Annotated in this window: 18 protein-coding genes; 17 read left to right on the plus strand and 1 reads right to left on the minus strand. The window is 37.2% G+C overall.

What is annotated here, in order from left to right:
* The first annotated feature begins 24 nt into the window (after window positions 1-24).
* A complete protein-coding gene (locus tag NTX65_10110; protein MCX6169687.1) occupies window positions 25-696 on the plus strand; it encodes a DNA alkylation repair protein in 672 nt (223 codons plus the stop codon).
* A gap of 35 nt (window positions 697-731) precedes the next feature.
* Window positions 732-3,389 carry a hypothetical protein gene (locus tag NTX65_10115; protein MCX6169688.1) on the plus strand — a complete coding sequence of 886 codons (2,658 nt, stop codon included), beginning with the start codon at window positions 732-734 and terminating at the stop codon, window positions 3,387-3,389.
* Between the two features lie 130 nt (window positions 3,390-3,519).
* Here the strand turns inward: NTX65_10115 and NTX65_10120 are convergent, their stop codons facing one another.
* On the minus strand, window positions 3,520-3,780 hold the full coding sequence (locus tag NTX65_10120; protein ID MCX6169689.1) for a hypothetical protein: 261 nt from the start codon (window positions 3,778-3,780) through the stop codon (window positions 3,520-3,522).
* A 160-nt stretch (window positions 3,781-3,940) separates the two neighbouring features.
* Here NTX65_10120 and NTX65_10125 point away from each other — a divergent pair, with 160 nt between their 5' ends.
* From NTX65_10125 to NTX65_10195, 15 genes are all read left to right on the plus strand, one after another.
* A complete protein-coding gene (locus tag NTX65_10125) occupies window positions 3,941-4,516 on the plus strand; it encodes a DUF2975 domain-containing protein (GenBank protein ID MCX6169690.1) in 576 nt (191 codons plus the stop codon).
* A gap of 8 nt (window positions 4,517-4,524) precedes the next feature.
* Window positions 4,525-5,115, plus strand: a complete 591-nt coding sequence (locus NTX65_10130) for a DUF2975 domain-containing protein (protein ID MCX6169691.1) — start codon at window positions 4,525-4,527, stop codon at window positions 5,113-5,115.
* A gap of 31 nt (window positions 5,116-5,146) precedes the next feature.
* Entirely contained in the window at window positions 5,147-5,338 is a 192-nt protein-coding gene (locus NTX65_10135; GenBank protein ID MCX6169692.1) for a helix-turn-helix transcriptional regulator, read from the plus strand.
* 157 nt (window positions 5,339-5,495) lie between these two features.
* The gene (locus NTX65_10140) at window positions 5,496-7,907 is read left to right on the plus strand and encodes an outer membrane beta-barrel family protein (protein ID MCX6169693.1); all 2,412 of its coding nucleotides are present in this window, start codon (window positions 5,496-5,498) and stop codon (window positions 7,905-7,907) included.
* Between the two features lie 134 nt (window positions 7,908-8,041).
* The gene (locus NTX65_10145; protein ID MCX6169694.1) at window positions 8,042-8,404 is read left to right on the plus strand and encodes a DMT family protein; all 363 of its coding nucleotides are present in this window, start codon (window positions 8,042-8,044) and stop codon (window positions 8,402-8,404) included.
* Between the two features lie 72 nt (window positions 8,405-8,476).
* Window positions 8,477-10,207, plus strand: coding sequence for a serine hydrolase (locus NTX65_10150; protein MCX6169695.1), 1,731 nt, complete (start codon window positions 8,477-8,479; stop codon window positions 10,205-10,207).
* 124 nt (window positions 10,208-10,331) lie between these two features.
* Entirely contained in the window at window positions 10,332-10,793 is a 462-nt protein-coding gene (locus tag NTX65_10155; GenBank protein ID MCX6169696.1) for a hypothetical protein, read from the plus strand.
* Entirely contained in the window at window positions 10,793-12,040 is a 1,248-nt protein-coding gene (locus NTX65_10160) for an argininosuccinate synthase (GenBank protein ID MCX6169697.1), read from the plus strand. Before NTX65_10155 ends, NTX65_10160 begins: the two co-directional genes overlap by 1 nt.
* Window positions 12,024-13,400, plus strand: a complete 1,377-nt coding sequence (gene argH, locus NTX65_10165) for an argininosuccinate lyase (protein MCX6169698.1) — start codon at window positions 12,024-12,026, stop codon at window positions 13,398-13,400. The genes NTX65_10160 and argH overlap by 17 nt, the downstream gene beginning before the upstream one ends.
* Window positions 13,401-13,501: 101 nt before the next feature.
* Window positions 13,502-15,544 (plus strand): M13 family metallopeptidase, encoded by a 2,043-nt coding sequence (locus tag NTX65_10170; protein ID MCX6169699.1) that lies wholly within the window; start codon window positions 13,502-13,504, stop codon window positions 15,542-15,544.
* Between the two features lie 140 nt (window positions 15,545-15,684).
* On the plus strand, window positions 15,685-17,169 hold the full coding sequence (locus tag NTX65_10175; protein ID MCX6169700.1) for a DUF5687 family protein: 1,485 nt from the start codon (window positions 15,685-15,687) through the stop codon (window positions 17,167-17,169).
* 24 nt (window positions 17,170-17,193) lie between these two features.
* Window positions 17,194-17,895 carry an ABC transporter ATP-binding protein gene (locus NTX65_10180; protein ID MCX6169701.1) on the plus strand — a complete coding sequence of 234 codons (702 nt, stop codon included), beginning with the start codon at window positions 17,194-17,196 and terminating at the stop codon, window positions 17,893-17,895.
* A gap of 50 nt (window positions 17,896-17,945) precedes the next feature.
* Window positions 17,946-18,635: an amino acid racemase gene (locus tag NTX65_10185; protein ID MCX6169702.1), complete on the plus strand. Its 690-nt coding sequence runs from the start codon at window positions 17,946-17,948 to the stop codon at window positions 18,633-18,635.
* A 95-nt stretch (window positions 18,636-18,730) separates the two neighbouring features.
* Window positions 18,731-19,663, plus strand: coding sequence for an ATP-binding cassette domain-containing protein (locus NTX65_10190; GenBank protein MCX6169703.1), 933 nt, complete (start codon window positions 18,731-18,733; stop codon window positions 19,661-19,663).
* A complete protein-coding gene (locus tag NTX65_10195; GenBank protein MCX6169704.1) occupies window positions 19,656-20,918 on the plus strand; it encodes an ABC transporter permease in 1,263 nt (420 codons plus the stop codon). The genes NTX65_10190 and NTX65_10195 overlap by 8 nt, the downstream gene beginning before the upstream one ends.
* Window positions 20,919-20,934 lie beyond the last annotated feature (16 nt).

Genomic DNA, 20,934 nt, shown 5'->3' on the forward strand with positions numbered 1-20,934 from the left:
AATAAACAAATTTATGGTATTACAATGACGGCTGCGGAATTAATCATAGAATTAAAAAAACATTACAATCAAAAAAATGTTGACGGAATGGCACGCTTCGGAATTGTTTCTACAAATGCGTTTGGCATTAGTGCACCGATGATCAAATCGATAGCAAAGAAGATTGGGAAAAATCATGAACTTGCTCTCGAACTATGGAATACCGGATATTACGATGCACGTGTTATTGCTTTTTTGATTGACGATCCGAAACTAGTTACAAAAACTCAGATGAATAGCTGGATATGCGATTTTGATTCATGGGCAATCTGTGACGGAACATGCTGCTACCTATTTAGAAAAACTCCTTTTGCATTCGAAAAAATTTTGGAATGGGCAGATAGAAAAGAAGAATTTGTCCGCCGCACTGCATTTTCGTTAATCGCATATATCGCCGTTCACGATAAGAAGAGAGACGATAAGGAGTTCCTTCAATTTTTCCCACTCATCAAGAAATATTCCGTTGATGAAAGAAATTTTGTTAAGAAAGCTGTTAACTGGGCATTGCGCCAGATTGGAAAACGAAGTAATTTCCTCAACAAAGAAGCACTTAAACTTGCTAAAGAAATTAAAACTATCGATTCAAAATCTGCACGATGGATTGCCAGTGATGCAATTAGAGAATTGAAAAATCCAAAAATATTGGCAAGACTATAAAGATAGCGGTTAAAAATTAAAGGAGAGATATTATTATGATTCAATGTAGACTAACTCTTAAGTATAAAATGTTTTTGCTTATTCTTTTATCCGGCTTTCTTCAACTCACAATTGCACAGACCCTAATCAAATCAACTTCGCCGGAAGAAAGAATGAAGATGTATGAAAAACATCTTGAGATGAAAGAGAACTCAATATTCAAAAATCTGAATTGGCAATTTATCGGTCCGACTAATATAAGCGGAAGAATGACTGATGTTGAAGTCGTCCGTCCAAAAGGAAAGAACTATATAATATATGCCGCCGGTGCAACGGGCGGGGTCTGGAAAACTACAAATGAAGGGACAACCTGGGAACCAATTTTTGAAAACGGTCCGTCAACTTCAATTGGAGACATAACTCTCGCTCCTTCAAATCAAAATATAGTTTGGATCGGAACAGGAGAGGCAAATATTTTCAGAAGCTCTAACGCAGGCGCGGGAGTGTTTAAATCAATTGATGCCGGCAAAACTTGGAAACAGATGGGATTAATTGGTACAAACACAATTCCGAGAATCGTAATCAATCCTATAAATCCGGATATAGTTTACGCTGCGGCATCCGGACACGAATGGACAGATAACGAAGAACGTGGTTTATACAAAACTGAAAACGGCGGAAAAACCTGGGATAAAGTTTTTTACAAAAATGGAAAGACGGGAGTTATTGATCTGGCGATGGATCCATCTGATCCAAATACGCTTTATTTATCCACTTGGCAGCGTGTCCGTGAAAAATGGAATGACCCGAGAACTAAAAATGACTATAACGGAAGCAGTATTTATAAATCAACAGACGCCGGAAAAACCTGGAATGAAATTTCTATAGGATTGCCGGAAGCTAAATTCAGAGGAAGAATTGGAATTGATGTTTCAAGATCGAACCCGGATGTAGTTTATGCTTTCGTTGATAACTATGAAATTCTACGCGAGAATGATGATGCTGAGAACGTTGATTCTTACGGACGACCAAAAGGCGGTGTGATTAAAGGCGCAACGGTTTTCAGAAGCGATGATAAAGGAAACACATGGAAACAGACAAGTGTGTTGGATGAATATATGGAAACATTGTCGGCTACTTACGGATGGGTTTTTGGGCAGATTAGAGTAGATCCTAAAAATGAAAATAAAATTTATGTGATGGGATTAGGTTTGAATGTATCTGAAGACGGTGGAAAAACTTTTAAAGAGCTCGAAGGAATGCACGGCGATCATCACGGTTTGTGGATTGATCCCGACAACACGAACTATCTTGTAAATGTTAACGACGGCGGATTAGCAATTTCTTACGACGGTGGAAAAGAATGGAGAACATTCGCTAATAATATGCCGTTAGTTCAGTTTTTCAACGTCGCAGCTGATATGTCGGAACCATTTAAAGTTTACGGCTCGATCCAGGATCATGGAAGCTTTAAAGGGATTGTTGATTTATCACAAGGCAGAGATAAAATTCCGGCGCAGAATTTTGAGCAAGCGCCCGGCGGCGAGGGAAGTAATCATGCAATCGATCCGACAAATCCAGATATAGTTTATTCAGCCGGATTTTATGGAACGCTTACAAGATCAGACATGAAAACGGGCGAATCAAAAAACATTATTCCTAAAGCTGAAAAAGGGGAATCAACAATGCGCGGTCAATGGCTTGCCCCGTTTATTATTTCTCCTCATAGCCCCAGCACGCTTTATATCGGGTTCCAATATTTATTCAAAACTACTGACCGCGGAGAAACATGGCAGAGGATAAGTCCCGATCTTACATATAATGATCCGAACAAGAGCGGTGATATTCCGTATCAAACTATTTTTTCGATTTCAGAATCTCCTTTGAAAGCGGGATTAATTTATGCGGGAACAGATGACGGCAGAGTTCATGTAACAAAAGATGACGGCAAAACGTGGAAGGAAATTGTAAACGGATTGCCGTATGGAAAATGGGTTTCGGAATTAGTTGCTTCTGCTTATGATGAGAATACTGTTTACATGTCGCAGAACGGAAAACGCGACGACGACTTTCTGCCGTATCTCTGGAAATCAACAGATAATGGCGAGACGTGGCAGAGCATTGTAAACAATTTACCAACCGGACCGATAAACGTAATTAAAGAAGATCCGAAGAATAAAAACATTCTCTACGTTGGAAATGATTTTGGTGTTTACGTTTCTTTGAACGGCGGAAAATTCTGGTATTCACTGCCGGGAAAATTACCAACAACTTATGTGCACGATCTTGTAATTCATCCGCGCGATAATATAATCGTAGCCGCAACCCACGGGAGAGGATTGTATGCGCTTGATGTTGAGTATCTGCAAAATTTAAATGAAGATGATCTTAATAAAGATGCATTTTTTATTTCGGCAACAAAAGGAACGCTTCCGCAATATCCAAAATATAGATGGTCGCAGCCGGACCCGGTAAGATTCGGTTATTATCTGAAAACAAAAACGGATAGTGTAAAGATTGAGGTGGTGGATTCGAAAAATGTGAAAGTGAACGAGTTCAAAGGAACGGGAGACGAAGGATTAAATTTTGCGGAATGGAATTTAACAACAGACGCAAAAGAGAAAACTTATGTTGAACCGGGCGAGTACACTTTGATCATTGAATCGGAACATATTTTTTACAAAGTAAAAGTTGAAAAACCAGATAAGAGATAAAAAATTAAAAAATAGAACGCGGATTTTTATGATGATGATGATTTGTTATGATTTAAAATCATAAACAATCATGATAATCTGCGTTCTATTATTTTTTCTGTTTTTTTACAAATGTAAAATGGTCATTGTTCTATTGACCGATCTCCAATTCAACTAATTTAGACGACACGCCAGGAAGTACAGAAAGTTTGCGCGCGATCTCCTGATTCTGCTCATCTGTACCGACCATTTCTAAAATTAATAATCCCGTGTCCGAACAATTTTCTAAAACGCCGTCATGAATTCCCAGACGCGTTTTGATTAAACAACCCCAGCCGGTTAGTATCTGTTGAACTTTTACAGCTTCCTCTTTTCTCTTTCCGATCAATATTAATAGAATGGTTTTCTTCATAAAATGGCTCCAAAGTTGAAAATTCTATCAATAAATTAGAAAAATACAATTTCGTCCACAATGCCGTATAAAGGCAAAAATATATTGATAAACGATAAATTTATCTTGACAAACAGAATTTCGTAATTTATATTGCCTTCAGCTAAAAGGAGGAGGTAATATGAAATCGCTAAAAGAAAATTTCTTAGTAAAAACTGTTTATGCTTATTTAGATCTATTCTACAAAGCATTTCCTTTTTTCTTTATTCTTTTTTATCTGCCGCAAATGTTAGTACCGCCATCGCATTCAAATATAAGTTCTCTCGATGTTTTTGGCTTTTTCAAGTTCATGGATCAAATCAAAGAGATAACCATGCTTCATAAGGTTTTAATTGTCGGTGTAAATATAATTATTGCAAGCGGAGTTTTTCTCTCGCTAAAAAAACCTACAAAGTTTATTAAGAATACTTTTGAGGGAAATCCTTTTTGTGAAGAGAATGGCAGACATCTAAAATTTGTTGGAATCTTATTGGCGATTTATACATTGTTGATTCATATCGTTGTTGGAATTTCTATTATTTGGCTTAAACAAGTTGATGTACTTGTCACATCCACAACAAAATTATTGTTACAAATTGCTTCATTGCTAAGCGTATTCTTCAATCCATACTTTGTTCTAGGCTTATTCGTAATGGTTCTTGGAGAAATAATTCTTCATGGAGCGGCAATTAAACAAGAAAACGATTTAACCGTGTGAGGCGAGAAATGGAAAAATCTAATGAAACAAAAATTGTTAAGTATATCCATTACTATTTGAAAGGATTTACATATCTAACGCCTTTGATGTTTTTCGCCGGTTATGTTGGAATTATTTTACAGTTTATTAAAAATGGAGAATTAATTGGAGCTAGATTCTCGATTTTTGGTGTCAGTTTTATTAGAATTCCAAAGGAAATAATATTTGGTAAAACAGGTGATGCTTTAATTGTTCTTCTATTCGCCCTCATCTTATTTCTACTTTTTATGTTGGTTTTGTATTACGCTTTAAAATTTGTTAAGAACGTGTTAAATGAAAAGCTACTAGTTGAGCAAAATGGTATACTCTTAAAAATTATAGGTCAGTTAATAAGCGGCTTTGCTATTATTAGTTTCCTTAATGAACTTTTCTTAAGTTTTTCAGCATTTAATCGAATATTAAATACTTGGCAATTTATTAAATCTCTCCTCGTTCTTTTTCCAACGCTATTATTGGTTTTATTACAACCGGTCTTCGTTTTAGGAGTGTTTTTTATTTTGCTAGGAGAAATTCTTATTAGAGCATCAATAGTAAAACAAGAAAATGATTTAACTGTGTGAGGACATTATGATACGTGTAAACTTAGATGTAATGATGGCGAAGAGGAAAATGTCTCTCACGGAACTTGCCGAGAAAGTCGGTATAACAATGGCAAATCTTTCTGTGCTAAAAACGGAGAAGGCACGCGCAATCCGCTTCTCAACTCTGGAATCAATCTGCAAAGTACTGGATTGCCAGCCGGGAGATATATTGGAATTCATTCCGGATAAAAATCCGGAGTGATTTATTCATTGCAATTTAAACAGAATTATCGGAACTTTAGCACAGTTGGTTACAATTACTGGTTAAAAGAAATAATCTTTTTCTATATAGATTTGCTCATTAAGTAGTAATATCTTTTTGCAAATAACTAACTCAAAAATATTTATGGGGGACTTGTATGAAACTCCACACAGCATTCCTATTACTTTTGTTAACAGCGTTTAACTTTTTATCTGCTCAAAAAGAATCAGAAAATTTTAAAATATCCGGTGCCGTTGCCGATCTCTTTACGAACAAACCGTTAGTCGGCGCTTCTGTTATTATTATTTCCAAATCATCCGGCACTCAACTCAAGGGAACTAAAGCCGACGAGAAAGGTAACTTTGAGATAGACAAAATTCCAGAAAGCAAAGTGCGCGTAAAATTTTCAATGATCGGTTATCAAACTCAAATAATTGATTCTGTCGCCCTTGATCAGTCATCAAGACTCGGGCTTATAAAGCTTATGCCTACCACAATTGAACTGACGGAGATAGTTGTCAAATCGGTGAAGCCGATGATTGAATTCCATGCCGACAAACAGGTAATTAATATGGACCGGCTTCCGGGCAACTCGGGCTCTCTTACAGATGCGTTAAAAAATTCAGGACTGGTGGAAGTTGATCCGGCGACAAATAAAGTATCGGTACGTGGACAGAGTTTAAAAATTCAAATGGACGGACATGAATACCCGATGCCCGCCGAGATGCTTGGACAACTTCCGGCATCCATGATTGATCAGGTTGAAGTTATTCTCGCGCCAGGCGCCAAAGAGAGCGCAGAAGGTGGGACTTACATTCTGAATCTCATTACCAAAAAAGAAACCTTCAGTAATTTCAGCGGGATGATATCTTTAAGTCTAACTTCAAATAAAAATTCATTTGGAGGCACTTATTTTAATTATAAAGCGGATAAACTGAATGTCTTCGGTCAGGCATACGGCAGTTATTTCGGCAACAGCATTTCAAATACAAACGAAAGATATGTTTACAGCAGCCCGAGCATGTATTATCAAAACACCGCCGGGGAAGGAAAAAACAAATATTACGGAGGTTATTTCAAATTCGGGTTCGATTATGATTTCGACGCAAACAATTCCGCCACTTTTTTCGTCAATTATAACGGCTACAAATACAAGTCCGAAAACAACGGAAATTCGTTTGTAAATAATGATAATAATGTTTTTGAATACAGCTACAATAGATTAAACAATAATAACGGGACAAATAATGATCTTTCTTTCTATGGATTTTATAAGAAGAAATTCGAGACTAAAGGAAATGAATTAACTTTTGACGCGATGTATACAATTTACGGCAATCCTACAGACGCCAAGATGAATCTGGGATACAGCAACAAAATAAATATGCCGCAGCTGCAGAACAGCAACACAGATGTTAATGCAAGAACGTTAATATTGAAAACCGACTATGTGCTGCCAATTGATAAAAACAAACTGGAAGCCGGATACAATTTTACATACCGCACAAGAAATAACGATTACAACGTGCTTGATTATTCGTATCGGTTTTCCGAATGGCAGGATAGTTTGCAATTGAGCAATCTCTTCCGGTATAAGGAAGCTATTAACGCTGTTTATGCTTCTTATGCTCAGAAGTTAGGCGATTTCGATGCAAAGTTCGGATTGCGAGCTGAAAACCTTTCAACTGAAGGAAATCAGATTACTCAGAATATAAATTTTAAAGAGAATTTTTTGAGCTTCTTCCCGAATCTGAATCTTTCTTATAAATTGAGCGATATGTTTCAGCTTGGGTTTAATGCTTTCAGAAGGGTGACGTATCCGCAGATTTACTATATCAATCCTTTCCGTCAGTATCAGGGACCGAATAGCTTCTCTGCTGGAAATCCAAAAATAAAACCGAACTATGTAAATTCCTACGCGTTGAATTTGTCGCAATATATTAGTCTTTATTATACATATACAACCGGCAACATTACTTATGCAACATCCACGGAAAACGACAGCGTTCTGATTTCAAGTTACATCAATCTTAACAATCAGGATACATATGGCTTTTCACTTACTCTCCCTTATTATAATACTCCTATGATGCCGTTTCATCTTCCAGATTTTATTAGCTCCTGGTATGTTTCTTTCAATTACCGTTATTCAAAGCAGACGGGGCAGTATTTATCCGAAGATCTCTCGCTGACAGATAAAAGCTACACCCTCAACACCTATCTAGGAATAAAACTACCGTTTGATGTAGACGCAAACATATCTCTATACTACACACCTAAAACAACAAACCGGCGGATGATAAGAAGCGAGATGAAATACCTATCGATCTATTTAAGCAAGAACTTCATGGATCGTAAGATTAGAATTTATCTTATCGCAAGCGATTTATTAAATGCACAAGGGGGAAGCAACGAAACTATCGGCGGCAGCTATTATACCAGAAATACATATAAAGTACTTAACAGCCGCACTATAGGTATCGGCATTTCATATTTGTTTAACGATTATAAAGAGAGGCGCGATAGAACCATAGATGATGGCAGAGACGCAGGCAACCGAGGGTTTTAATATCGAAAAAACTTACACAAGTTACACGGGAAAAAGCTTACAAAACAATTTGTAATTCTTTTTCCCGTTCTTCTTAATTTTGCACTTCAATTTTAACAATCATTGTTCATTCTTAAAAAGGTATCGAGATACAAATGATAAATTACATTGTAAATCTTCCGGTAATCGTCCGTACATCTTTTCTTCTTATTCTTTCCAACATGTTCATGACGTTCGCCTGGTACGGGCACTTAAAAAATTTGTCGGACAAGAAATGGTATATAGCGGCATTTATCAGTTGGGGCATTGCGCTATTCGAATATCTTCTTCAAGTTCCGGCAAATAGAATCGGCTATTCGGAATTAAATCTCTCCCAGTTAAAAATAATACAAGAAGTAATCACACTTTCTATATTTGTTCCTTTCGCCATGATCTACATGCGCCAGCCGTTCAAGATGGATTATATCTGGGCAGGCTTATGTTTAATAGGCGCAGTTTATTTCATTTTCCGGTCATAAATAAATTTGCTAAGTGTAACTTTGTTGGTAAATGCGGCATCTAAACGAGCAACAATCATTAAAGGAAAGTATATGAAAAAATTTGGGATAATGATATTAATAGTTTTCTCCGTTTTCTCTCAATCATTACTTTATAGTCAAACCAAAGCCGAAAAAATTGATCAGCTCATCTCAAAGTATAATGAGTACCGTTATTTCAACGGCAGCGCTCTAGTTGCGGATAATTTTGATGTTGTTCTCAAAAAAGGTTACGGCTTCGCAAATATGGAGTGGAATATTCCGAACGCGCCGGATACGAAGCACCGGCTTGGCTCAATAACAAAGCAGTTTACATCCATGCTTATTATGCAGCTTGTTGAAAAAGGTAAAATCAAACTTGATGGAAAGCTGACAGATTATTTACCTTACTACCGCAAGGACACGGGTGACAAAGTAACTATTGAAATGCTGCTGACGCATACATCTGGAATTCCAAACTATACCGGCGAACCGGATTTTTTCAAGAAGGTCAGCCGGAATTTTTATACTCCCGAAGATTTTGTAAAAGAACATTGCAGCGGCGATCTTGAATTTGAACCTGGCAAAAGTTTTGAATACGACAACTCTGGATACTTTATTCTCGGCGCCATCATCGAAAAGATCACTGGAAAGAGTTATGAAGAAGTTCTTAAAGAAAATATTTTTGAGCCGCTTGGAATGACGAACTCGGGCTATGATTTATCTGAACCGATATTGTTGAAACGCGCCTCCGGTTATGAAAAAACATTAACAGGATACAGGAATACTTCATTTATTGATATGTCTTTGCCGTATGCGGCGGGTTCGCTTTATTCGACGGTTGAAAATCTTTTTATATGGGATAAAGCGCTTCAAACGGAAAAACTTCTTCCCAAGAAATTTATGGACGAGATATTCAAGCCGAGAGTTGACGCCTTCGGAGGAAAGTATGCGTTTGGATGGAGACTTACAAAGAAGAAAATCGGTGATGCCGAATTTGATGTAATTACACACGGCGGCGGCATCAACGGATTCAATACAATTAATTATTTCATACCGAAGAATGGACAGTTCGTAATTCTGTTCAGCAACGCAGGCGGTGCACCGTTAGATGAGATGACAAATAAAATAATTGATATACTAAATGGACAAGAAGTAAAGATGCCGGCTCAATCGCTTGCAGAGAATCTGGCATCTGCAATTAAAGAAGAGGGACTTAAAACTGCGCTTGAGCAATTCAAAAAAATGAAAGAGGAAAAAGATCTTTTCGTTCTGAACGAAAGAGAAATGAACCAGCTCGGTTATTCTTTAATGGGTGAAAACAAACTCGACGAAGCTTTGGCTGTTTTCAAATTGAATATGGAAGAGTTTTCGAAATCCTCAAATGTATACGATAGTTACGGAGAAGCGTTGCTTAAAAAAGGGAATAAAGAAGAAGCCATTGTTAATTACAAAAAATCGCTGGAATTAAATCCGAGAAACAACGATGCGGTTAAAATGTTGAAGGAGCTGGGCGTTAGTGTGGAGGAGCCGAAAGAAGTAAAAGTCACTGCGGAAATATTAAAACAATACATAGGTAAATACCAGCTTGCGCCTAGTTTTATGATGACCGTATCGGTTGAAGGCGAACAGATTTTTGTGCAGGCAACGGGTCAAGGAAAAGCGGAGATATTCCCATTGGCAGATGACAAGTTTTATCCGAAAGTCGTTGATGCCCAGATAAAATTTGTAAAAGAGAATGGAATAGTTACTCAACTGATTCTATTCCAGAATGGGAAAGAGATGCCCGCCAAAAAAATAGAATAGTATTTACTCGTATTTAGAATAAGAGCCCGATTTTACACAAATCGGGTTTTTTATTATTCTTTTTGTATTTGCATAATTATGCATAATCTTGTATAATTATGCCCCAATTTTATGGAGATGTTCCATGAGCAAAAAAATAGAATACATTCACAAACGTCATGCATTGATTAAAAGCCTTATTTCATCGCAAGAAATATTTAACCAGACACAGCTTGTTAAAGCGATGAAGCAAAAGGGAATTAAGTCAACACAGGCAACGCTTTCGCGTGATTTGACCGAACTCGGTGTTGTGCGCATCCCGACTGAGAATGGATTGATTTACAGATTAAGCGCTACCGGTGATGAAACTGCTTTAAAATATCGCGTAGCGGAAGAAATTATCTCTGTAGTTGGAAATGAAACTGTGGTTGTTATAAAAACTTATCCCGGTCGCGCGCAAGGCGTAGCTGTTTTTATTGATAAACAAAATAATCTTGATGCACTTGGTACAATAGGCGGGGACGATACAATTATTGTAATTCCCAAATCAGTTAAAAAAATCAAAAAAACAATTGAACAGATAAAAATAATTTTAGGAATAAAATAATGGCTCAAAATAAAATTGTAGTTGCTTATTCGGGAGGATTAGATACATCGGTAATGGTTAAATGGCTCAAAGATAATTATGATGCCGAGATTATTACTTTTACAGGAAATCTGGGACAGACAAAAGAACTTGTTGGTCTTGAAGAAAAAGCGTTAAACTCCGGCGCTTCAAAAGTGTATATAAAAGATTTGACCAAAGAGTTTTTGGAAGAATATGCATTCCCCGCTCTTAAAGCAGGAGCAATGTATGAAGAAGCTTATCCGATGGCTTGTTCTTTAGGTAGACCGTTACTTGCTAAAACTCTTGTTGAGATTGCAAGGAAAGAAGGGGCGAATATGGTGGCTCACGGCTGTACAGGAAAAGGAAATGATCAAGTTCGTTTTGAAGTTTCTGTTGGCGCTTTGGCTCCTGATCTCAAAAATTTAGCACCGTTAAGAACGTGGGAATTTAAAAGCCGTGACGAAGAAATTGATTACGCAAAGGCAAACAATATTCCCGTTACGGTTACAAAAGATAATCCTTATTCGATAGATGATAATATCTGGGGAACGGCAATTGAATGCGGCGTTCTCGAGGATCCGATGGTAGAACCACCGGCAGATGCTTACTTACATACAGTTGCGCCGGAGAATGCGCCGGATAAATTTGAGCAAGTAACAATCGAATTTGAAAAAGGAATTCCAGTCGCAGTAAATGGAAATGAAATGGATAGTGTTACACTTGTAACATTGTTAAATGAAATCGGCGGTCGGAACGCGGTTGGAAGAATTGATCTTATTGAAAACAGATTGGTCGGAATTAAATCCAGAGAGGTTTACGAAACTCCAGGTGCAACAATTTTACATTTTGCCCACAAAGAGTTAGAAAGGCTAACGCTTGAAAAATCAGTTGCGCACTATAAAACATTGGTCGCTCAAGAGTATTCCAACTTAATCTATAACGGCTTATGGTTTTCTCCTCTTCGAGAAGCTCTTCAGGCATTTGTAGATAAAACACAAGAGCGTGTTTCCGGAATTGTAAAGATTAAACTGTACAAAGGAACTGTCCGGGTCGTTGGAAGATCATCGGCTTATTCTCTTTATGATCCGGCACTTGCAACTTATACAGCAGAAGACCAATTTGACCATACGGCTTCCGAAGGTTTTATAAAAATTTACGGATTACCGCTCAAAACATATAACCGGGTTGAACAGAAAGTAAAAGCAGAAACTAAAAAATTGCGAATTGCGAATGGCACTTTGGGATAGCAGGTTCAAGAAGTCTTTAGCTGATGTTGCATTGAAATTTTCCTCCTCGATAGATGTTGACGGAAAATTTTTCAATGAAGATATTGACGGAAGCAAAGCTCACGTTCAAATGCTGATGAAAACGAAAATTGTTTCATCCGCCGATGGTAAAGCTATATTAAAAGAGCTTGAAGAGATACGAAAAGAAATTTCATCCGGGAAAATTAAATTTTCGTGGCGGGATGAGGATATTCATTCTTTAATTGAGGGGCAACTGGTAAAGAAGATCGGCGAGCGCGGCAAGCGGCTGCACACTGCGCGTTCGCGGAACGATCAGGTTGCTCTTGACGAACGGTTATACATGTGTAAAGAAATTGTGCAGCTAGTAAGGTTAACTCGCACTCTTCAAAAAACTTTATTGAAGAAAGCTCAGATACACAAGGATACAATCATTTCAGGCTACACGCACTTGCAGCGTGCGCAGCCGCTTTTGTTTGGGCATCATCTGCTTGCATATATTTCAATGCTAAACCGTGACGTAGAAAGATTGAACGATTGTTCTAAACGCGCAAACATGGCGCCTTTAGGCGCCGCCGCGCTCGCCGGTACTTCACTGCCAATCGACAGAAATTACTCCTCCAAACTTTTAGGAATGGATGGAGTGATTATAAATTCGCTTGACGCCGTCAGCGACCGCGATGTGATGATAGAACTCATAAGCACATCCTCTATTATAATGATGCATCTTAGCAGATTGAGCGAAGAGCTTGTACTTTGGAGTTCACAAGAATTTTCTTTCGCGCAATTTGACGATTCGTTTTCTACCGGAAGCAGCTTGATGCCGCAGAAGAAAAATCCAGATATAGCCGAACTTATTCGCGGAAAAGTTGGACGAGTTTACGGATCTCTTTTTGGTCTTCTCACAATTATGAAAGCGTTACCGCTCGCTTACAACCGCGATATGCAGGAAGACAAAGTTCATCTGCTTCAAGCATTAGACACAACAAAAGATTGTCTGCAATTAACTTCCGAACTATTGAAAAAAACTAATTTCAGAAAAGACAGATTTGAAAAAGAACTTGACAGTGATTTGATCCTTTCAACCGATCTTGTTGATTATCTGGTTCGTAAGAATGTACCGTTTAGAAAAGCTCACAACATTGTTGGTGGTGTTGTTGCCGTTTGTGTTGATCAATGCAAAAAATTGAATGAGCTGACTCTCCTTGAATACAAACGGATCTCTCCGAAGTTTGAAAATGATATTTATAAATTACTTACAGCACGCTCAAGCATCCGAAATAAAAAATCTCAAGGCGGCACTTCGCCAAAAGAAGTTGAAAAACAGATTAGATTCTGGCAAAAAGTTTTAAAAAACGCCTAATTATTACTATTCAATCAATATTTTTTTAATTTTCTCACCAACAATCTCCGATTCATCTCGTCTAAATATTGCCAATATTTTAAATATCTAAAGGAATAGTCATGTCTAAAAGAACAATTTCAATTTTTGCAATCATCATTTTTTCTGTCTTTACTTTTACAGCAATCGCACAGGATTCATCAACAAAAAAAGTTGGTTTTGATTTAAATAATCTTGACCGCTCTGTTTCACCGGTACAAAATTTTTATAAATATGCAATCGGGGGCTGGTTAAAAAACAATCCGATTCCGGATGATCAAACTCGATGGGGTGCATTCTCAATTCTTGCCGAAGAGAACAATAAGCAGCTTAGAAAAATTATTGATCAGGTTTCGACAAACAGGAACTGGCCTAAAGGTTCCGCAGAACAAAAGATCGGGGATTTTTATGCAACCGGAATGGATTCTGCAAGAATTGAAAGAGATGGTTACAAACCAATTCTGCCGGATCTAAAAGCAATTGATGCGCTTCAGAATAAAAAAGATTTAATAAAACATTTAGCAGAGATGCATCTAAGCGGCACAGGCGCTCTCTTTAATTTTTTCGTGAGAGATGATGCAAAGAAAAGCAGCGTAATGGCACCGTACCTTTATCAAGGCGGACTCGGCTTGCCGGATGTTGAATACTATACAAAAGATGATAACCGCTCGAAAGAGATTCGCGATAAGTATCTTCAGCATGTTGCCAACATGTTCAAATTGACTAATGTTGACGCTGAAGCGGCCTCTAATTATGCTCAAACAATTCTGAATGTTGAGACACAGCTTGCTAAAGCATCTAACACCCGGGTGGAAAATAGAGATCCGGAAAAAAATTATAACAAGATGACAATAAACAATCTGAAACAAATTGCAGGCGGTTTTGATTGGGATTCGTATTTCCAGAATATGGGAGTAGAAGGAATCAACCTGATTGTAGTTGCTCAGCCAAAATTTATAACTGCAATGTCGAATATGATTGATCAAGTTTCTCTGAAAGATTGGAAAATTTATTTGAAATGGAATGTTATCAGGGATGCTGCAGGCGCACTAAGTTCCCCGTTTGTTAATGAACGGTTTGATTTTACACAGAGATATTTAGCCGGCGCAAAAGCAATGCAGCCTAGATGGAAAAGAATTATTGGTGCGGTCAATGGTACTATGGGTGAGTTGCTAGGGCAAATTTATGTGAAAGAATATTTTCCTCCGGAAGCAAAAGCCCGGGCACAAAAAATTGTTAGTAGTCTACTTGTCGCAATGGGTGAAAGTATAAAAGGATTGGAGTGGATGAGTGATGCAACGAAACAACAAGCATTGTTCAAATTAAGTAAGTTCGGAGTGAAAATAGGTTATCCCGATAAATGGAAAGATTACAGTGCATTAGATATCGAACGAGATTCTTACGTGAAAAATTTAGAAAGAGCAAGTAAATGGGCGCGGCAAGTAAATCTTGCTAAAATAGGTAAACCTGTAGAAAAAGCTGAATGGGGAATGACTCCTCAAACAGTTAATGCTTCTTACAATCCAACAAGAAATGACATTACTTTTCCGGCAGCAATTCTTCAACCGCCGTTCTTCAATCAATATGCCGACGATGCAATTAATTACGGCGCAATGGGCGCAGTTATTGGTCATGAAATTTCTCATGGATTCGATGATCAAGGAAGAAAATATGATGCAGATGGTAATATTAAAGATTGGTGGACAAAAGAGGATGCCGATAAATTCAAAGTACGCGCACAGAAATTGGTTAATGAATACAACAATTTCGTTGTCGTTGATACATTCAAAGTAAATGGCTCTCTTACATTAGGAGAGAACATTGGAGATCTAGGCGGATTAACAATCTCCTTTGAAGCGTTCAAGAATACCGACCAATACAAGAAGGGAGAAATGATTGACGGGTTTACTCCGGCTCAAAGATTTTTCTTTGGATGGGCTCAGGTTTGGGCAACTAACACACGTCCGGAAACAATGAAATTATTGGTTAAGACGGATGTTCACTCTCCAAGCGAACAAAGAGTTATCGGTCCCCTACAGAATTTACCAGAATTTTTTAAGGCATTTGATGTTAAACCCGGCGACCCGATGAGAAGTCCGGATGATAAGATTGTAAAGATCTGGTAATTATTTTTTTACGGAGCGGTTTTATCCGCTCCGTTTTTTTTAATGATTCCTTAGCAAAAATCGAAGCATTAATAAAACATTGATGTTCTACAATCCTTAATGGTATTGACTTAAGCTTAATAAGCAACTGGAAAACGATTATGATTAAATGGTTAATCCAACATAACTGGTTGTCATTAAAAAGATCACCCGATTTTCAGCGCAAAGTAGTAGTTAATATTTTTTTCGGACTAATGTTCTCTATACTTTTTTTAGAATTCCTTTTGCTTGGCTACTTCCTAAATAAAATTCTTAAGGATACTTATCCAACACTCAACCCGCTTGATGTTTTTAACGGAGCTCTAATATTCTATTTCGGAATTGAATTTATGCTGCGGCTTTTTTTTCAAAAGCTCCGCTCGGTAGTAGGAAAACATTATCTTCTTCTTAATACAGACAGAAAAATAATCACGCATTTTATTCTTTTTAAAACTTTCGGGACAACACTTAACATTCTGCCTCTTTTAATTATTATTCCGTTTTTCTTTACCGGAGTTTTAAATACTTATTCCGCAATCTCTTCTAGTGCGTGGTTTATTTCGATCCTTTCCCTTATTATCTTCAACTGCTACTTTACCAATTATATAAAAATGAGTTTTTTCAAAAATTCATTAATAGCCTCGATTACTGCCGCAGTTATTATCATTTTGGTCTTTCTTGAAAAAATGAATTTCATCTCTTTCTCGGCTTTTAGCACTGAGGTGTTCGGATCAATCATTACGTATCCATATCTGGTGTTTATTCCCGTTTTAGCGGTAGTTTTAATTTATATAATCAATTATACTTTTTTGTTTGAGAATCTATATCTGGAAAATTTGGAAGTTGAAAAAAAGAACCGATCTGTTAAAGAGAGTTTTACATTTTTAAAAGGATTCGGAGATATAGGCAATCTCATTTCGCTGGATCTTAAATTAATGATGAGAAACAAGCGCGCTAAAATAACTCTTTGGATGCCTGCATTGTTTATTTTTTACGGTCTCCTGATTTACCCGAACGGGAGACAAGCTGCAGGCACCAGCGAAGGCGATTTTATGATGATCTTTGTAGGCACATTCATCACCGGTTTTTTTATCATGTCATACGGATTAACTGTCTTCAGTTATGAGAGCAAACATTTCGGATTGGTAAATACAAACAATATAAACATGTTCACTTACCTGAAATCGAAGTACTACTTTATGCTGCTCATGAGCACCCCAATTTATCTGGTGTCGATTTTTTACGTTTATTATGGAATTAATATATTAATTATAAACAGTCTGATGTTTGTCTTTAATATCGGAGTAACATCCTTTTTCTTTCTATTTCTTGCAACATTTAATAAAATTAAATTTGATCTTGGAGCAGATATATTCAGCTGGCAGGGAAAAGGAAGCAATCAATTCCTTGCGGTAATAATGCTCATGCTTATGGTGGCGGTTATCTATGTACCCATTAAAATGTTAATAAGCAGTCAGGCAGGATTTTTAACAATGGCAATTATGGGTTTGCTGGGATTTATTTTTCATAATCAGATTTTGAACTTACTTCTAAAACAATTTCAAAGAAGAAAATATATAATGTCGGAAGGCTTCAGACAGACTTAACTAGAATAATTTAGAGATAAAAAAATGATTGAAGCAAACCATCTTGCAAAGGTTTACGGTAAAACAACAGTTCTGGATATTCCCGTATTGAAAATTGCTAAAGGCGAAAGTTTTGGGCTGGTGGGGAATAACGGTGCGGGAAAAACTACATTTTTTAGTCTGGTGCTGGATATAATTAAGGCAACCGAGGGTTCCGTTCGTTCAAAAGAGCATGAAGTAAAACTGAGCGATCATTGGAAGAAATATACCGGTTCCTACCTTGACGAAAGTTTTATAATAGATTTTCTTCTGCCGGAAGAGTATTTTGAATTTATCGGCGGTTTACATGGATTTACAAAAGATGATGTAAAGCTGAAGATTCAGCAATATGCGGATTTTTTTAACGGCGAGATTCTGGGCAAAAAGAAATTTATAAGAGAGATGTCAAAGGGGAATCAGAAAAAAGTTGGAATTGTGGGGTCGCTTCTGCCTGATCCGGAAGTTGTAATACTGGATGAACCATTTCCGCATCTTGATCCTTCCTCTGTAATTAGACTCAAACGAATTTTAAAAGAACTGAATGATAAAGGGGCTACTCTTCTAATTTCCAGCCACGATCTAAATCATGTTACAGAAGTATGCAAAAGAATTGTGCTGCTAGATAGAGGAAAGATAATTAAAGATATAAAGACGGGAGAAGATACTCTCAAGGAATTGGAAAACTATTTTGCCGTTAACGCGGACTGAAAATAATTTATAATAAATTTTATTTTGCAAACAGAAAAAAGAAAAACCAAATGAAAACTATTGGACTAATCGGCGGTACGGGATGGGTTTCAACAGTTGAGTACTACAAAATTATTAATGAAGAAGTTAACAGAAGACTTGGGGGATTGGAAGCGGCAAAATGCATCTTAGTCTCGCTCAATTACGGCGAAGTTGATGTCTTCAACAAAAAAAATGATTCAGAAGGAGTCTTTTCGTTGATCAGCAATGCCGCCGATAAACTAATTGGCGCCGGTGTTGATTGCATTTTGCTTTGCGCCAATACAATGCATCAATTCGCACAACGACTTGAATTGAAAATAAATGTTCCTCTAATTCACATAGCGCAGGCAACAGGAATAGAGATTAGAAACATGGGATTAAAAAAAGTCGGTTTGCTCGGTACAAAACAAACAATGGAAATGGACTTTTATAAATCGAAATTGAATGAAGCAAATATTAATGTTTTAATTCCGCGAATTGAAGACCGCGATTTTATTCAAACGACTATCTCGGAAGAACTTCTACACAATATTTTTAAAGAGGAATCAAGACTGCGTTTTATAAAAATTATTGAACAGTTAAAAACAAACGGCGCCGAAGGAATAGTTTTAGGCTGCACTGAAATTCCATTACTTATAAAACAAGAGCATTCCGGACTCCCATTGTTCAATACTCTTGAAATTCACTCGATGGCAGCTGTAGATTTTGCGTTGAGTTGAAAAATTTCTTTCCGATTCTTTCTATTAATCTTGCTCTTGTTCTTACTCTTATTTTATATTTAACAAAACAATAATTCACATAAATGAGGGAATTAATGTACGCACTCCAAGTTAAAAATCTAACCAAGACTTTCGATAAACTGGTCGCGGTTGATAACGCATCGTTTGAGGTGCCCGAAGGTTCAATCTTCGGACTCATCGGACGAAACGGCGCCGGTAAAACAACCACCATCAGAATGATGATGAATATATATCTTCCCGATTCCGGCGAGGTTGTCTTACGCGGAGTTAAAGTCGGCCAGGAATTCAAAAATCAAGTCGGTTACTTACCGGAAGAACGCGGATTATATCAAAAAATGAAAGTGATCGATATCCTTCTTTATTTTGCCGAGATCAAAGGAAAAGCGGGGCGGGATGTTCATAAAAGAGCAGATGAATATCTCAAACGGTTTGAATTATACGACCGGCGGTTATCTAAGATCGAAGATCTATCAAAGGGTAATCAGCAAAAGGTACAATTCATTGCTACAATTTTACACGATCCCGAATTTATAATTCTGGATGAACCGTTCTCCGGTCTCGATCCGATCAATACAAATTTATTGAGAGAAATAATTCTTGAGATGAAACAGAAAGGAAAGATCATAATTTTTTCTACTCACTTAATGGATTTTGCGGAGAAGATGTGCGACCATATTGTTATGATCGATCATGGAAAAATAATTTTGAAAGGATCGCTCAATGAAGTGAAATCAAAATACGCACAAAAGAACGTAAGCTTAACATATGAAGGCGATATCTCTTTTCTAAATGGGAATCCGATTGTTGATAAGGTTGCCAATTATGGAAACACAACCGGCATAAGATTGAAAGAAGCGAATCAAGCCCAGCAATTATTAAAAATGTTGATTGATAGAAATGTAACGGTCAAGAAATTTGATGCGAACGATATTTCGCTGCAGGAAATTTTTATTGAGCTCGCCGGGCATGAAGACGGAACAAATGGTAAGGAGGTGCGCAATGTTTAATTATAGAATTCTTGGAATTGTAAAGCGCGAGTTAAAGGAAAAACTCTTTTCCAAATCTTTTATCTTAACAACAGTTTTGTTCCCGGTCTTTTTGTTTGTAGTTGTTGGAATTCAAGCGCTCCTTCACATGGATGAGGCATATTCAAAAATAAGTATTGTTGCAGAAGAACAAAAATTGACGGATGCCTTCCAGAATGAATTAGCAAAATCCGATTTGATGAAAAACGGCAAGTACGATTTTAGCTTTTATACAATGACCCGTGACGAACTTAAACAATTATTAGAAACGAATAAGAAACAATTGCTAGATGGTAAAATTACCGGAATTATTTATGTCCCGGCATCTGCAATGAAGGATAAAAAGTTGGAGTATTATTCAAAGTCGCCGACAAATCTTTCTTTAACCCGCAGATTAGAAGGACCAATCAATAAAGTTTTGATTGATACTTATTTTAACAACAGATCTCTCTCTGCAGACGAGTTGGATTTTGCCCGGAAGGGAATTGATTTCAACGGATTCAAAATTTCGAAAGATGATAACATAAAAGAGGAGGGATTCGGTAGTTTAATTCTTTCTTATGTCTTCGCTTTTCTGCTTTATATTAGTCTTCTTATGAGCGGACAGATGATGCTTCAATCAGTAATTCAAGAGAAAGCAAACAGAATTGTAGAAGTAATTCTTTCTTCAGTCAGTTCAAAAGAATTAATGACCGGAAAGATAGTTGGTTCTGCGGTCACAGCTTTAATGCAAATGTCCATTTGGCTTGCCGCAATTGTAGCCGTAGCTTCATCTGCAATATTTGCTCTTCCTCCGGAAGTGGTTGTAAGCATCAGTACAACTCAAGTAGTATTTCTGCTTGTAAACTTTGGAGTTGGATTAGTTTTATTCCTTAGCTTATTTGGAATGGTCGGGTCAATTTTCGATAATCCGCAAGATGCGCAAAGCGGAATGTGGCCTATAATGATGCTCATTATGATTCCATTCTTCATCGCAATTTCTATGATGGAAAATCCTAATAGTCCGGTTGGAAATGTTACAGCACTTCTTCCTTTCACTTCTATTATGGTTATGCCGGTTAAAATGACGATTGTTGAAGTTCCTCTTTGGCAATTGATATTCAGCATAGTGATCAACATAGCGGCAATCTTTTTTGTCTTTCCTGTTGCAGGTAAAATTTATCGCGTTGGAATTTTACGAACAGGTAAAAAACCGAAATGGTCTGAAGTTGTTAAGTGGTTGAAATATAAATATTGATCTAATAATAACGAGG

It is taken from the genome of Ignavibacteriales bacterium (genome assembly GCA_026390795.1).
Classification (GTDB): domain Bacteria; phylum Bacteroidota; class Ignavibacteria; order Ignavibacteriales; family Melioribacteraceae; genus Fen-1258.

What these genes read in the sequence shown, in the direction of transcription:
- NTX65_10110 (MCX6169687.1), top strand. Translation starts at nt 25, where the DNA reads ATGACGGCTGCGGAATTAATCATAGAATTAAAAAAACATTACAATCAA.
- NTX65_10115 (MCX6169688.1), top strand. Translation starts at nt 732, where the DNA reads ATGATTCAATGTAGACTAACTCTTAAGTATAAAATGTTTTTGCTTATT.
- NTX65_10120 (MCX6169689.1), bottom strand. Translation starts at nt 3,780, where the DNA reads ATGAAGAAAACCATTCTATTAATATTGATCGGAAAGAGAAAAGAGGAA.
- NTX65_10125 (MCX6169690.1), top strand. Translation starts at nt 3,941, where the DNA reads ATGAAATCGCTAAAAGAAAATTTCTTAGTAAAAACTGTTTATGCTTAT.
- NTX65_10130 (MCX6169691.1), top strand. Translation starts at nt 4,525, where the DNA reads ATGGAAAAATCTAATGAAACAAAAATTGTTAAGTATATCCATTACTAT.
- NTX65_10135 (MCX6169692.1), top strand. Translation starts at nt 5,147, where the DNA reads ATGATGGCGAAGAGGAAAATGTCTCTCACGGAACTTGCCGAGAAAGTC.
- NTX65_10140 (MCX6169693.1), top strand. Translation starts at nt 5,496, where the DNA reads ATGAAACTCCACACAGCATTCCTATTACTTTTGTTAACAGCGTTTAAC.
- NTX65_10145 (MCX6169694.1), top strand. Translation starts at nt 8,042, where the DNA reads ATGATAAATTACATTGTAAATCTTCCGGTAATCGTCCGTACATCTTTT.
- NTX65_10150 (MCX6169695.1), top strand. Translation starts at nt 8,477, where the DNA reads ATGAAAAAATTTGGGATAATGATATTAATAGTTTTCTCCGTTTTCTCT.
- NTX65_10155 (MCX6169696.1), top strand. Translation starts at nt 10,332, where the DNA reads ATGAGCAAAAAAATAGAATACATTCACAAACGTCATGCATTGATTAAA.
- NTX65_10160 (MCX6169697.1), top strand. Translation starts at nt 10,793, where the DNA reads ATGGCTCAAAATAAAATTGTAGTTGCTTATTCGGGAGGATTAGATACA.
- argH (MCX6169698.1), top strand. Translation starts at nt 12,024, where the DNA reads ATGGCACTTTGGGATAGCAGGTTCAAGAAGTCTTTAGCTGATGTTGCA.
- NTX65_10170 (MCX6169699.1), top strand. Translation starts at nt 13,502, where the DNA reads ATGTCTAAAAGAACAATTTCAATTTTTGCAATCATCATTTTTTCTGTC.
- NTX65_10175 (MCX6169700.1), top strand. Translation starts at nt 15,685, where the DNA reads ATGATTAAATGGTTAATCCAACATAACTGGTTGTCATTAAAAAGATCA.
- NTX65_10180 (MCX6169701.1), top strand. Translation starts at nt 17,194, where the DNA reads ATGATTGAAGCAAACCATCTTGCAAAGGTTTACGGTAAAACAACAGTT.
- NTX65_10185 (MCX6169702.1), top strand. Translation starts at nt 17,946, where the DNA reads ATGAAAACTATTGGACTAATCGGCGGTACGGGATGGGTTTCAACAGTT.
- NTX65_10190 (MCX6169703.1), top strand. Translation starts at nt 18,731, where the DNA reads ATGTACGCACTCCAAGTTAAAAATCTAACCAAGACTTTCGATAAACTG.
- NTX65_10195 (MCX6169704.1), top strand. Translation starts at nt 19,656, where the DNA reads ATGTTTAATTATAGAATTCTTGGAATTGTAAAGCGCGAGTTAAAGGAA.